Source organism: Corynebacterium capitovis DSM 44611 (genome assembly GCF_030440535.1).
GTDB classification, from domain to species: Bacteria; Actinomycetota; Actinomycetes; order Mycobacteriales; family Mycobacteriaceae; genus Corynebacterium; species Corynebacterium capitovis.
In genome coordinates this window covers 740,882-753,753 of sequence record NZ_CP047117.1, presented here as the reverse complement: position 1 = coordinate 753,753, position 12,872 = coordinate 740,882, and the positions used below count along the sequence as shown (strand labels likewise).

11 protein-coding genes are annotated in these 12,872 nt (G+C 66.2%); 3 read left to right on the top strand and 8 right to left on the bottom strand.

Features of this window, described 5'->3' with window-relative positions; genetic code table 11:
• Positions 1 to 4: 4 nt before the first annotated feature.
• The 3 genes from CAPI_RS03750 to CAPI_RS03740 are packed head-to-tail and all read right to left on the bottom strand — an operon-like array spanning position 5 to position 2,046.
• Positions 5 to 925, bottom strand: a complete 921-nt coding sequence (locus tag CAPI_RS03750; RefSeq protein ID WP_018016703.1) for a 2-dehydropantoate 2-reductase — start codon at positions 923 to 925, stop codon at positions 5 to 7.
• 9 nt (positions 926 to 934) lie between these two features.
• Entirely contained in the window at positions 935 to 1,510 is a 576-nt protein-coding gene (locus tag CAPI_RS03745; protein WP_018016702.1) for a glycoside hydrolase family 25 protein, read from the bottom strand.
• Between the two features lie 11 nt (positions 1,511 to 1,521).
• The gene (locus tag CAPI_RS03740) at positions 1,522 to 2,046 is read right to left on the bottom strand and encodes an NUDIX hydrolase (RefSeq protein WP_018016701.1); all 525 of its coding nucleotides are present in this window, start codon (positions 2,044 to 2,046) and stop codon (positions 1,522 to 1,524) included.
• Positions 2,047 to 2,122: 76 nt separating this feature from the next.
• On the opposite strand from CAPI_RS03740, the gene CAPI_RS03735 reads away from it, so the two are divergent.
• Positions 2,123 to 2,950, top strand: coding sequence for a hypothetical protein (locus CAPI_RS03735; protein ID WP_156806755.1), 828 nt, complete (start codon positions 2,123 to 2,125; stop codon positions 2,948 to 2,950).
• Between the two features lie 6 nt (positions 2,951 to 2,956).
• On the opposite strand, the gene CAPI_RS03730 is transcribed toward CAPI_RS03735, so the two are convergent.
• Together CAPI_RS03730 and thrC are read right to left on the bottom strand one after the other, a co-directional pair.
• A complete protein-coding gene (locus tag CAPI_RS03730) occupies positions 2,957 to 3,877 on the bottom strand; it encodes a trypsin-like serine protease (protein ID WP_018016699.1) in 921 nt (306 codons plus the stop codon).
• 33 nt (positions 3,878 to 3,910) lie between these two features.
• Complete coding sequence (gene thrC, locus CAPI_RS03725) at positions 3,911 to 5,362, bottom strand: threonine synthase (RefSeq protein ID WP_018016698.1); 1,452 nt, start codon at positions 5,360 to 5,362, stop codon at positions 3,911 to 3,913.
• A 109-nt stretch (positions 5,363 to 5,471) separates the two neighbouring features.
• Between thrC and CAPI_RS03720 the strand changes: the two genes are divergently transcribed.
• On the top strand, positions 5,472 to 6,674 hold the full coding sequence (locus CAPI_RS03720) for a glycosyltransferase 87 family protein (protein WP_301398904.1): 1,203 nt from the start codon (positions 5,472 to 5,474) through the stop codon (positions 6,672 to 6,674).
• Positions 6,675 to 6,706: 32 nt separating this feature from the next.
• Positions 6,707 to 8,029 (top strand): MFS transporter, encoded by a 1,323-nt coding sequence (locus CAPI_RS03715; protein ID WP_018016696.1) that lies wholly within the window; start codon positions 6,707 to 6,709, stop codon positions 8,027 to 8,029.
• On the opposite strand, the gene CAPI_RS03710 is transcribed toward CAPI_RS03715, so the two are convergent.
• From CAPI_RS03710 to CAPI_RS03700, 3 genes are read right to left on the bottom strand one after another with little or no spacing between them, the layout of a single operon-like run.
• Positions 8,026 to 8,307 (bottom strand): Cgl2226 family protein, encoded by a 282-nt coding sequence (locus tag CAPI_RS03710; protein WP_018016695.1) that lies wholly within the window; start codon positions 8,305 to 8,307, stop codon positions 8,026 to 8,028. The genes CAPI_RS03715 and CAPI_RS03710 overlap by 4 nt on opposite strands.
• Before the next feature lie 49 nt (positions 8,308 to 8,356).
• A complete protein-coding gene (locus CAPI_RS03705; protein ID WP_018016694.1) occupies positions 8,357 to 11,443 on the bottom strand; it encodes a bifunctional [glutamine synthetase] adenylyltransferase/[glutamine synthetase]-adenylyl-L-tyrosine phosphorylase in 3,087 nt (1,028 codons plus the stop codon).
• 4 nt (positions 11,444 to 11,447) lie between these two features.
• Positions 11,448 to 12,782: a glutamine synthetase family protein gene (locus CAPI_RS03700; protein WP_018016693.1), complete on the bottom strand. Its 1,335-nt coding sequence runs from the start codon at positions 12,780 to 12,782 to the stop codon at positions 11,448 to 11,450.
• Positions 12,783 to 12,872: the final 90 nt, after the last annotated feature.

Below are 12,872 nucleotides of genomic sequence, written 5' to 3'. Positions count from 1 at the left end.
GAGCCTAGCGCTTCAGCGCCAGCGCGTGCACCATATCGAGCAAAGGGGTGTCCACTTCCCCACGGCGCGCCATCCGGCGCAGAGCGCCGACCTGGGCGTCAAGCTCGCTGGGAACGCCCGCCACAATGTCACGGTGCATGGAGCTCGTCGCCTCGGGATACTGGGCGTCGCACAAGCTCAGGTTCTTCTCTACGGCGTCTTCGGGAAGCGGTATCCCAAGCGCGCGACCTACCTGGAACACTTCTTGCATGAGCCCGCGCAGCTGCGGCCGCAGCTCGGCACGCAGGTGACCCATCGGTTGGCCCGATACCGCCCCTAAAACACCCGTGGTGGCGACGAACATTGCCTTCATCCACACATCCACGAGCACAGCTCCGTCTGGGCCGTAATACGTGGACCGGACCCCCGCATCCTTTAGCGCGGCAGCGAGCTCAGGCACGGCGAGAGGGGTACCATGAATTCCCGGAAGCAGGCCAAAACTCAGCGACAACGGCCCCGGGTTGAGTGTGATTTCGGCGGGCGCGGTACGCGTCATGTACCCACGCACGACGCCCGCAAGCACGCGATCCGCCCCGAAAATGTCCGCAGCGGTGAAATGCACTTCCACCGAGTTGTGGGTGGTCACGATCGGCACGTCACTCAAGGTGCCGATGTCCGCAAAGGTATCCCCGCTTTTGAGGGCCTTTGTCGCAACAACGACCACGTCCACACCGCCCAGCTTGTCGACGACCTCCGCCGACGTCCCACCCGCTTCACACTGGGTCACAGTAGTCAGGCCGTCGGCGTTGGTCAGGCGCAGGCCGTGCTCCTGGAGAGCGGCGAGCGTTTCACCGCGGGCGATGAACCCGACATCGTTGCCCGCCAGCGCTAGCAAACCCCCGATGTACCCACCGACGCCTCCGGCGCCCACGAAGAGAATCCTCATGTGGACACTTTAGCGGCGGGCGTCGAGATCCACATCCCCAGAATACCCAGTCACGCGCCCCCGCGAGGTGTACTGCCACATCACGGGCTCTTGCCGGCCGACCGACTTCGGCCATGCGTCATTGCCGGGGTATGTCCCGCTGTCCGCACCGTAGAATGCGAGCCACAGCGTGCCAAAGGGCCGCGTGTCCGCACCCCAGGTGTGGCGCAACCACCACGACCGGGACGTATAAATGCCCGCGACGGGCACCCCTTCCTGGGTAAAGAGGTGGTGGGCGCGGCGGACGTCGTCAAGCGACAGACCCGCGGGCGTCTCGCAGTCGAGCCACATGGGAACGCGCGCGCCGGCGAGGACCTCAAGGGACGCGGCGACCTGTTCATCAACGGTCGTCCCCTCGCGGGGACTGCGCAGAAAATGATAGGCCTCGATGGCGAGCCCGGCCTGGGTCGCGTCTGCAAAGTGGGAGGAAAAGACCCGGTCGTGGTAGGTGCCGTCGGTCGTCCGAATGATGACGAACTCAACGCCCTCGGCCTTGGCGAGCGGAAGGCCGTCCTGGTGTTCGGAGACGTCGAGGCCGAAGCGCACGTTACCGCTTGCTACCTTTTGCTCAGGCCAAGCCGAGGGACAAAGCTTTCAGGGTGGCGGCGCTGCGCGGCGGCGTCGGCGATGGCAAGGCGCCATTTCGGGTCTTCCACCGGCATCGAGGAGATAGGGAACCACCCGGCCTCGGTGTTTTCATCGTCGTTGGCGAAAGGCTCGGCGGAGGGGTCCTCGGCCTCGAGTCGAATCTGTACCGACATGTATGTCGCCCTGTCACCGTTGGAATGGGTGACAGGCCCCACCGCGCCAACGCCAAGGAGCGCAACGGCGCGCGCCAAGATGCCGGATTCCTCGAAAACCTCACGCACGGCGGCGTCGTGGGGCTCCTCCCCCGGGTCCGCGATGCCGGTCACGGGGGTCCACGTTCCGTTGTCAGCGCGGCGCACGAGCAACACCTCCGGCACGGCCCACGCGGTGGCCTGGGGGGAATCGCGAAGAACGATAGCCGCTACGGACGGCACCCACATCAGATCGGTGCCGATCTTCTTGCGGGTCTCGACGATGAACTCGGGAATGGGCATGGTGACTGATGCCTTTCGCAAAACCGTGTCTGGGTGTGACGCCGGCAAGTCTAGTTGGGTTAAGATTTGGCTCACCATGAGCACCACGCTGCCCCCTTCGTCCGACCCGGAGCTCCCCGCCGAGCCCGCGGTGAGCGCTGACGCACCCGAACCTGTCGCGGTGGAACCGGAGGCGAAGGTGCCCCTCATCCGACGCCTTCCCACCGGAGTGTTTACCGCCGGTTACGGCGCCCTTCTGGCGGGGGTAGCCGTCTTCGGCGTGGTGTTAGCTAGCTACGAGGTCGGTGCGGACTCGCCCGCCTACCACGTCGACCGCCCGGCTCGCCCCGCCCCTGCGCCGCCCCCACCCGGCTCCGAAGTCGCCGCGGCGTCCAACGTTGTCTCCAGCGTGCGTGACTACCTCATCAGCGACGTGGAAACGAACGCCACCCTTACTGGCGTCACGCTGACCGGGAACACCACGGATCAGGCGGAGGCAGACACCGCTGAACTGGCGGGCCATGTCTCTCGGCTGCTGCAGCAAAACTGCGTGGACAACCTCACCCTCCGGACGCAGGACAACCTCCGCATCAACGTGTGGGGTTACTGCCTGCACTCACCAAGTGCGGAAACCCTGCAGAGTTACATTGACGTCGCCGTCGATGAGGGCGCCGACGCCGTCTCCTTCATGTTCTATCCCGGCCGCAGCACGGAACGTCAGGTCGCCATGACGTGGCAAAGCGACACCGAGGCAGAGGCGGAGGACATAGCCGCGGGTTGGAAAGACATCCCCCAGCCCGACGACGTGGACTCCACGGACTTCGTCGTGTACGGGCCCGAAAACGTCCGCCAGGAGACTAGCGAGGAATCACTGACCGTCTCCCCGACCGGCGAGAAGTTCCGCGAGGAGATCGGCAACCGCTAGACCCGGTTACCACGTCTGGGTCACCCACGACGCGTCGGGCGCAACCGCGTCGACAACCCGCATGATCTGGTCGACGTTTGAGTACGACATGAGCTTGGGATTATCCATCCCCTCGTGGCACTCTTCACCGCTTCGACCCGCCTCCGTACCGGAGACGGCACCGATGATCACCGCGCGGCCGTTGACCTCGCGGAAGACGGGGCCACCGGAGTCTCCTTTCGACGCACACACGGCCGCCACATCCCCGCGCGCTTCAAGCTCTTGATCGGAGTCGGTGGTGATGATCTGCACGCGACTCGATTCCCTGAACTGCCCACAGGTGTACCCCGTCGTCCCTCCCGTTTTGCAGACGCGCCCAGGGGAGGAGTCGGCGCTTTGGGCCACGCCCGTCGCGATCGGGTCGCCGACGAGAGGCATGAAGCGGTCGGGGTCCGTGATCTCTATGATCCCCACGTCTATGCCGGGCGCGCCCGCGCTGTACAGGCCCGAGTACATGAAACGACCGGCCTCGCGAGCGTAGTCCTGCGCCGTTTCGGCGTTCGCCGGCCAGACAAGATCACCGTCGTGCCCGCAGTGGCCCGCCGTCACGGCGTAGTTGCGGCCTGCCGCGTCGGAGAAGCTAAACGCCACTGTGCACGATTCCGCCGTGAAAGACTCCCCGGCCCGCGGGTAGTGGTCGGTGGTTTGGATGAGCGTTCCTGGCGCCCAGGCCGCGAAACTCGGCACGTTGACCAGGTTGGTTCCCGCGCCCCCGCCTCCGGGGGTTTGCACGGCCCGGCGCGCCTGCTGCTCCTGGGCGGCGGTCCCGCTGTAGACGTTCGACGCGCTCAGGCCACCCCACACGGTAGCGGCGACGACGAAGACCGCAATGACAAAGATGGCCGTCCACGTCCCCGGCCCGATCCCCTGCCGAGGCTCCACGTGCATGTGCTCACTACTCGTGTTCATTGCACTACCCCGCTACGCGTCGCTTGCGTTGATTGTCTCCGCGATAAACGCCTTCAACTTATCCGCGTCATTCGGCAGGTCGGTGACGTGTCGCTGCGCGTCCATCACTCCGGCGAAGCGCTCCGGCACCTCCGGGTCGCGCCCTGTTGCCTCCCGGATCGTGTCGGCAAACTTGACGGGCAGAGCCGTCTCCAGCACCACGATGGGGGTCTCGACCTCGCCCGCCCACTTCCGCGCAACGTGCACGCCGTCGGCGGTATGGGGGTCGACAGTGACATCGAGGCGTTCGGCGAGGTCACGGATCGTCGCGACGCGATCAGCGTGGGTGGACGACCCCGAGACAAACCCGTAGGTGTGGCGGATCCTTTCCAGAAGGTCCGGGTCCGGCAGGTCGGCCAAACCGAACCCGCCCTCTGTGACCTTGAGCGCGAAGAGATGAGCGGTGAGTTCGGCGTCGCGCCCAAGGACGTCGAAAATGAAGCGCTCGAAGTTCGAGGCCTTGGAAATGTCCATCGAGGGCGAGGACGTGGCCCGCGTTTCCGCCGCGGTGCGCGGGCGGTAGTCGCCAGTGGTGAAGAACTCGTTGAGCACATCGTTTTCGTTCGTCGCGACGATCAACCGGTCGACGGGCAGGCCCATCTGCTTAACGACGTGCCCCGCACACACATCACCGAAGTTACCGGTCGGCACACAAAACGAGATTTTCTCCTCGTTCGAGGAGGTGACGCGCAGGTAGGTGGAGATGTAGTACACGGTCTGGGCGAGGAGGCGGGCCCAGTTGATGGAGTTCACGGCCCCGATGCGGTACTTCGTCTTGAACGCGGAATCGGCGTTGACCTCCTTGACCACGTCTTGGCAGTCGTCGAACACCCCGTCAAGGGCGATGTTGAACACGTTCGGCTCGGCGAGGCCGAACATCTGCGCCTGCTGGAAGGGGGTCATCCGCCCGGCGGGGGTGAGCATAAAAACGCGGATGTTGTCTCGGCCCCGCATGGCGTACTCGGCGGAGGAGCCCGTATCCCCAGAGGTTGCACCCAGGATGTTGATTTCCTCACCCCGGCGGGCCAATTCGAACTCGAAGAGCTCGCCGAGCAGCTGCATCGCCATGTCCTTAAACGCGGCCGTCGGGCCTTCGGACAAGTGGGCCAGGTAAAGCGAGTCCTCCAGCTTCGTCACTGGGACGATGTCCGGGGTGGAAAACACCGGGGTACGGTAAGCCCGGGCCGCGATCTCGTCAATCTGGGCCGGCGGGATGTCGCTGACGAAGAGCTTCATCACCTCGGCCGCGAGAGCCCCGTACCCCTTTTCCTCGAGCAGTTCACGCCATTCGTCGAGAAGCTCGGGCGAAATGCTCGGGTAGACGGCCGGCATATACAAACCGCCGTCTGGCGCGAGGCCACCGAGGAGGATGTCGGTGAACTTCGCCGGAGTCGAGGTCGTGTCGCGCGTCGAAATGTAATCCACGGTTCATCACTTTACGGGGTCAGTCCACCAGCGGTCAGGCAAACCCAGGGATGCTGGGTTAGGGTACGCTGCGCACTCGAAAATGAACAACGGCGAGAAACGTGGAAACGTGGAGCACTCATCTGTGACGCACTGTTATGAAAAATCGGCCGGATATACCGTCGCGCTGTACGCGGGGTATATTGTCACCGCCTTCGCGGTCGTTCGGGCACTCTATTCGGCGAGCACCGAATTTATGATCGATATCCAGGTCTTTCAGGACACGGGGCGGGCGCTGATTCACGGGCAGGATCTCTACTCCGAGGATTTCCCCTCCCGGTCGGGGCTGCGCTTCATCTACCCGCCGTTCGCGGCCGCCCTGTTTGTTCCGCTCGCTCCGCTGGGGCAAAGCGCGCTGCAGATCATGTGGACAGCGCTGTCGATCGCTTCCGCCTGGGTAATCCTCGCGGCCGTGGTAGCCCGGCTGGGAAAGGCCCAGCCACTGCGCGTCGCCACCGCCCTTCTCGGGTTGGCTCTGTTGGTCGAGCCCGTTCGCTCGAATATCGACTACGGGCAGGTCAACCTGATGCTTTTCGCCCTGGTCGCGGTTGATGTCCTCGGGTTCACCCCGCGGTGGCTGCGCGGTGGGCTCGTCGGGATCGCCGCTGGGATCAAGATTGTTCCGGGGGCGTTCGCGGTGCTTTTCCTCGTGAGAAAGGATTGGCGCGCTCTTGGGCGCACCGTGCTTGCCACCCTCGCGACGGCCGCGGTTGGCTTTCTTATCCGCCCCCGCGAGTCCATCTATTTCTGGACGCATGAGTTCTTCGCCACCAACCGAGCCGGCAGCGACGACGACATTCGCAACCAGGCGCTTAGCGGCTTGCTGGAGCGCAGCGGGGTTACCGGCGGCGCCGCGGACGTGGCCGTCCTAGTGCTATTCGTCGCGTGCGCCGCGCTGGCCACCGCCTCCTCCTGGGGGTTGCTGAAAACGCGACCCGACGCCGTCGTCGAGGCCCTGCTCCTAGTGGGGGTGAGCGTGTGGCTGTGTTCCCCCGTCACGATGACCCACCACATGGCAGGCATGGTTATCGCCCTACCCGTTGCCCTCTTCTCGACGTTCACCGCCGCGCGACTGGCTGCGGGCGCCTTCGTCCTCGTGTCTTTCCTCGGCCCTCCCCTCCACGAGCCCTTCGCGGCGCGTCTGCATGAATTCAACGCCCCGGTGTGGCTGGCCCAAAACGACCTCTCGCTCGCAATGCTGCTGGTCATGGCCACCCTCCTCGGTCTTGCCCTGAGGAAGACTGCGGGCGGCGCGGCCCAGGCGGCGTGTTGATAAGGAGGGGGCGGGAGACTATCACTTGATCTATGACAGGACAAAACCCGCGAGAGCAGCTCACGTCACAAGCGATCACCGTGTGGCTGGGGGCGGTCCTTGTCTATATAGCGGCGATTTGTGGACGCACGTCATTCGGGGTGGCGGGTGTCGACGCTATCGAGAGGTTCAACGTGGATGCCTCCCGCATCGCGGTGTTCACCGCGGTTCAAGTTGGCGTCTACGCGCTTGCCCAAATCCCCGTTGGCGTGCTCATCGACCGCCTCGGGTCCCGCTTCATGATCGTCGCCGGGTCGCTCGTGATGGCCGTGGGCCAGGTCATCCTCGGCCTGACGGATTCCTACCCCGTTGCGATCTTCGCCCGGGTGCTCATCGGCGCCGGTGACTCCACCGCGTTCCTCTCGGCGCTTCGCCTGCTGCCGTTCTGGTTCCCGCTCAAGCACACTCCCCTCTTCACCCAGCTCACCGCCTCCCTGGGCCAGCTTGGGCAGTTCCTCTCCGCGATCCCCTTCCTCGCGCTCCTGCACGCCCAGGGTTGGACCATATCTTTTGTGTCGCTCGGCGCAGCCGGCGCTCTCATCGGAATCGTCGCGGCGATTGCGGTGGCGGATTCACCCGAGTCGAACGCCCTGAGCCGCGCGGAAAAAGCGGAACGCGCAGCTTCCGCCAAGGCCTCACGCGAACCCGTTTCCGCCGTGCTCGCCGCGGTCATGCGCTCCCCGCTGTGCTGGGAGGCCTTCTGCATCCACGGCTTCTCCATGTTCTTCATGCTCAACTTCACCCTGCTGTGGGGGATGCCCCTCATGACACTCGGGATGGGGCTGACCCCCGCGCAGGGCGGTGCCGCGCTGACGGTGTACACAGTGGCCACGATGCTCTCGGCCCCGGTTCTCGGCCCGCTGTCGGCGCGGGCGGGGAAGAACCGCGACCTCGCCGCCGCGGCGATCGCCACCGTGCACTGCGCGGTCTGGGTCTGGTTTTTCCTCTCCAGCGAACCACGGGGCTACGCGTTTATCCTCGCGCTGATGGTCCTACTCGGCTTTGCCACCCCCACCTCAAACTTCGGCTTCGACACCGTGCGGGAGGAACTGCCCCGCAGCATCGTGGCCACCGGAACAGGGCTGGGCAACATGGGCGGCTTCACCGCCGCGATGCTCTCTTCCCAAGTGGTGGGGATCATCCTCGACCACTCAGCCCCCAGCGGCGACTACACCTGGGCGGACTTCCGCACCGCGTGGATCGCGGTCTTTGCTATCTGGGGCGCGCTCATGATTGGGCTCGCCATCACACGCCACCTGGCGGTTCAGAACCGGCACCGCGGGGGCGGCGGGGTGCGCGTGATCAACCGCGGCTAGCGGCGAGGTGGTTCCAGCCGCCCGCTGAGAATGTCGATGACGCTGCGGATCGCCGCCTCCCCCACCTGCGGCACCGGGCGCGGGGAATGCCCCCCAGGACCGGGGTGGACAGGTCCGTGGGGCCTCTCCCCAGCGGTGTCCACCTGGATATGAAGGCTCGTGTCTTCCAGCTCCACCTTGGAATTCTTCTCGACGCCAGCCACGCGCGCCGCGTCTACTAGCGCCTCCAGGTCTGCAAACGTCGCGCCGTTGAGATCAATTGTGATGTTGAGTGCCATAGGTGATACCTTACGCGCCGGCTCCCACACGGTCAGCGGATTTCGAATCTTAAGGCCCGTACTCCCCGGAGAGATTTTCGCCCCAAAACACCTCCTCAACGACCTTGTGGGCGCGCCTCGTGGTGCGCAAGTAATCCTCCAAGAACTTCTGCTGCTCCTCCGGGCTGTACCCCGCCGAACCCGCCACCTGAGCTAGCTGCGGGCCCGGTGCGGGCAGCTGGTCGGTCCGCTTCCCGGTTACCAACACAAGCGCGTTTCGGGCTTTGGTCGCGGCGAGCCACGCCGCACGCAGGGTGCGCGCCTTGGCCGCCGAAAGCACGGCCGCGTCGTCTTCTTCCTCGAGGTAATCGAGCACCTGCAGCGTCGACGTGTTGTGCAGGGCGGGGTGATCGTGGGCGTGCATCATCGTGATCAGCTGCACGGTCCACTCGATGTCCGCAAGCGCGCCACGGCCCAGCTTGGTGTGCGTGGACTTGTCCGCGTTCCGCGGCAGCCGCTCGTTGTCCACCCGCGCCTTGATGCGCCGGATCTCCCGGATGTCATCCTTGCTGGCCCCTCCGGCCGGGTAGCGCAACGAGTCAACCGCCTGCAAAAAGCGCTCGGCGACCTCGGCGTCCCCGGCGATACCCGTTGCCCTTAACAGGGCTTGCTTCTCCCAGACGACTCCCCACTCGCGGTAGTAGCGTTCGTAGGATGCGACGGTGCGCGCCACCGGTCCCGAACGCCCCTCCGGGCGCAGCCCCAGGTCGACCTCGAGCGGCGGGTCACCCGAGGGCGTTGACAAACGTCGCCGCATCGCGTCGATGACCTTCACGGCCCACGCGATTGCCTCCGCCTCGTCCGCGTCGGCGTCCGGTTCCGCGACGACCATAACGTCCGCGTCCGAGCCGTACCCCAGCTCTCCCCCGCCGAGTCGGCCCATTCCGATCACGCTAAGGCGCGCTAGGGGGCGCGCTGGGGTGCGCGTTAGGGGGCGCGCTGCGGGATCAGTGGCGCCCCGCTCCAGCAAGTCCGCGCGGACCTCGGCCCGCAGCGCGGCCTCGAGCACGCCCTTCCACACCCAGGTCAGCTCCTCACACACCTGCGGGACGTCCATCAACCCGAGCAGGTCGGCGGCGGCGATGCGGGCTAAGTCCGCGCGCCGCAACGAACGAGCCACGGCGACCGCCCGGTCTGGGTCCTCGTAGCGGCGGGTGGCCGCGATGATTGCGTTGTAGGCCTGGTCGGGGGCGACGTCGAGAAGCTTGGGACCCCTCACCCCGTCCCCCAGTAACTGCACCACGTCAGGCGCCGAAATGATGAGGTCCGAGGCATAAGGCGAGGTGCCCAGGATGTGCATGAGGCGCTGGCCGACGGTACCCTCATCGCGCAGCATGCGGAGGAACCAGCTCTTGTCGACGGCCGCCTCGGAGAGTTTGCGGTAATTCAGCAGGCCGGCCCCGGGGTCAGCGGTGTCCGCAAGCCACACCATGAGCGTGGGAAGCAGGATGGCCTGCAGCTTCGCCTTGCGCGTGTTCCCGGCGACGAGGAAACTCAAATGCTCGTACGCCCGGGTGGGGTGCCGGTATCCGAGCGCCTTGAGTTGCTCCTTGACGGCCTCCGGCGACAGCGCAACCGCCCCCGCGCTCATGTGCGCCACCGCCCCGAGGAGGGGCCGGTAGAAGAGCTTTTCGTGCAGGTCGGCCACGTCGCGTCGGTAGTGGCGCAGCGTCGCCGAAAGCTCCTGCGCCGCCGAGTTGCGCCCTCGCGGGGTGAAGCCCGCCGCACGGGCAAGCCACCGGGCGCCGCGCTCGTCCTCGGGATCTGGCAGCGAGTGGGTGCGCTTGAATCGCTGTAGCTGGAGCCGGTGCTCGAGAAGGCGGAGGAACTGATACGCCCGGATCAGCTGGCGCGAGTCCTCCCGGCCGACGTAACCGCCCGCGGACAGTGCCTGCAGCGCGTCGACCGTATTGCGCACGCGCAGCGCGGTATCGACCCTGCCGTGCACGAGCTGGAGCAGCTGCACCGCAAATTCGACGTCGCGCAGGCCCCCGCTGCCCAGCTTGAGCTCGCGCCACCGCACGTTTTCTGGCACGTTCTCCACGACGCGCCGGCGCATGGCCTGAACGTCTTCGACGAAGCTCTCCCGCCGCGAGGCCTCCCATACAAGCGGGGCCAGCGTGTCGACGTACTCCGCGCCGAGGCCCATATCCCCCGTCATGGGGCGGGCCTTGAGCAGCGCCTGAAACTCCCAAGTCTCGGCCCACCTGCGGTAGTAGGCCACGTGACTATCCAAGGTCCGCACCAGCGCCCCGGACTTGCCCTCGGGCCGCAAGTTCGCGTCGACGTCGAAGAAAGACGAGCTCCCCAGGCGCATGAACTCGCTGGCCACCCGGGTGATGCGGGGGGTGACCGGCTCGGCCACGAAAATGACGTCGACGTCCGAGATGTAGTTGAGCTCCCGCGCCCCGCACTTGCCCATCGCGATGACGGCCAGACGCGCGTCCGGCTCCTCGTCGCCGAACACCGCGCGCACGGCGACGGCCAGCGCGGCGGTGAGGGCCGCGTCCGCGCAGTCACTCAGGGCCTCGGTCACCGCCCGGTACCCCAGGCGGGGCGCCGGGCTCTCAGACGCAAACGTCCCGGCCAGGTCCGCCGCCGCGATACGCATCACCAGGGAGCGGTACGCGGCGCGCAGGCGCACGTTCGCGTCGTGCGTATCGGCGAACTCAGGCGCCGCGCGGTACACCGCGGCCCCCGCCAGATCGGCCTCGGCCGCGCGAAGCGGCTGCGCGCCCGCGGCCCGCAACATCACCTGCATCATGTCCCGACCCGAGGGCACGGGGCTGGCCAACGACGACCACTCCCGCGGGTGCGCGGCGAGGTGTTCCCCCAGCGCCGCCGAACCGCCAAGAAGGGCGAAGAATCGGGTGCGCAGCACCTTGTCGTCGAGAAGCGAGGTGCGCAGCGAGGCGTACTCCTCGCCCAACGCGTCGGCGAGGAGCACCCCCGTGTTTACGGCCAGGTTGGGGTCACCGGCGGAGGCGAGCGCCTCGAGGACGCACGGGTCCTCCCAACCCAGGCGGGCGAGATCCTCAGCGGCGCGCGGGCCGGTCAAGCCTAGTTTCGCGGGGCTGGGAGTGAGCGGGCGGGCCATGGCGTTAGAGATCCAGCCCGTGCTCGACCTCCCAGGGTGTGACCTGAGAGGTGTAGTCCTGCCACTCTTCCCACTTGGAGCGCAGGTAGAAATCGAAGACCTGCTCGCCGAGGACCTCGGCCATGAACTCGGACTTTTCGAGGTGACGCAACGCCTGATCCAGCGATGTCGGCAGGTCCCGGTACCCCATCGCGCGGCGCTCCCGCCGGGTCAGGGACCACACGTCGTCGCGTGCGGGTTCGTCCAGCTCATAGCCCTCGGAAATCCCCTTCAGGCCCGCGGCGAGCACCACCGCGAAGGCGAGGTAGGGGTTGCACGCGGAGTCGAGGGAGCGGACCTCCACCCGGCGCGATTCTGCCTTGTGCAGGCGGTAGGTGGGCACCCGCACCAGCGCGGAGCGGTTGGAAATGCCCCACGTGGCCGCCGTCGGCGCCTCAGATCCGAACTGGAGGCGCTTGTAGGAGTTGACCCACTGGTTCGTCACCGCGGAAATCTCGTTTGCGTGCTCGATAATCCCCGCGATGAACTTCCGCCCCGTCGCGGACAGCGAGATCTCGTCGTCGGGGTCGTGGAACGCGTTCGTCTCCCCCTCGAACAGCGAGAAGTGGGTGTGCAGCGCGGAGCCGTCCAGGTGAGCGAAAGGCTTGGGCATAAACGTCGCGTGCACACCCGAGGCCTCGGCGATCGTTTTCACGATGTACTTGAAGGTCACGATGTTGTCCGCCATCGTCAGCGCGCCCGTGTGCCGCAGATCAATCTCCTGCTGCCCGGGGCTCGCCTCGTGGTGCGAGAACTCGGTGACAATCCCCATGTACTCCAACGCAGAGATCGCTTGCCGACGAAACCGCGGCGCCTCATTCCGCTTCGCCTGATCGAAATACCCACCCTTGTCCGCCGGGCGCGGTTCCTCACCCGGCACCCCGGAGGAGGTGAGGTAAAACTCGATCTCCGGGCTGGCCATGGGCTCGAAGCCCATGTTGCGCGCGGCGGCGAGCTGGCGCCGCAGGATGTGGCGCGGATCAGCGTAGAGGGGTTCGCCGTCGGGCATCGTGATGTCGCAGAACATCCGGGCCGTCTGCAGCCGGTCGCGCTCGTCGAAAGGCAGGGCTTGGTACGTCGAGGGGTCGGGTCGCAGGAGGGTGTCCGACTCGGACACGCGCGAAAACCCCTCGATTGAGGAGCCGTCGAAACCCACCCCCTCGTCGAAGGCGGCCTCCAGCTCCGCGGGGGACATCATGATCGTCTTCAGCGAACCGAAAATGTCCGTGAACCAGAGCCGGATGAAGCCGATGTCCTGCTCGTCGACCTTGCGGAGGACGTTTTCCTGCTGGCTAGTCATGAGCACCCACTCTAGTCACCGTGGGAGACACGGACGGCCAGGTAAAGTGGCGGGCACGACATTCCCCCCAGAAACTGCCCGATGTCCCGC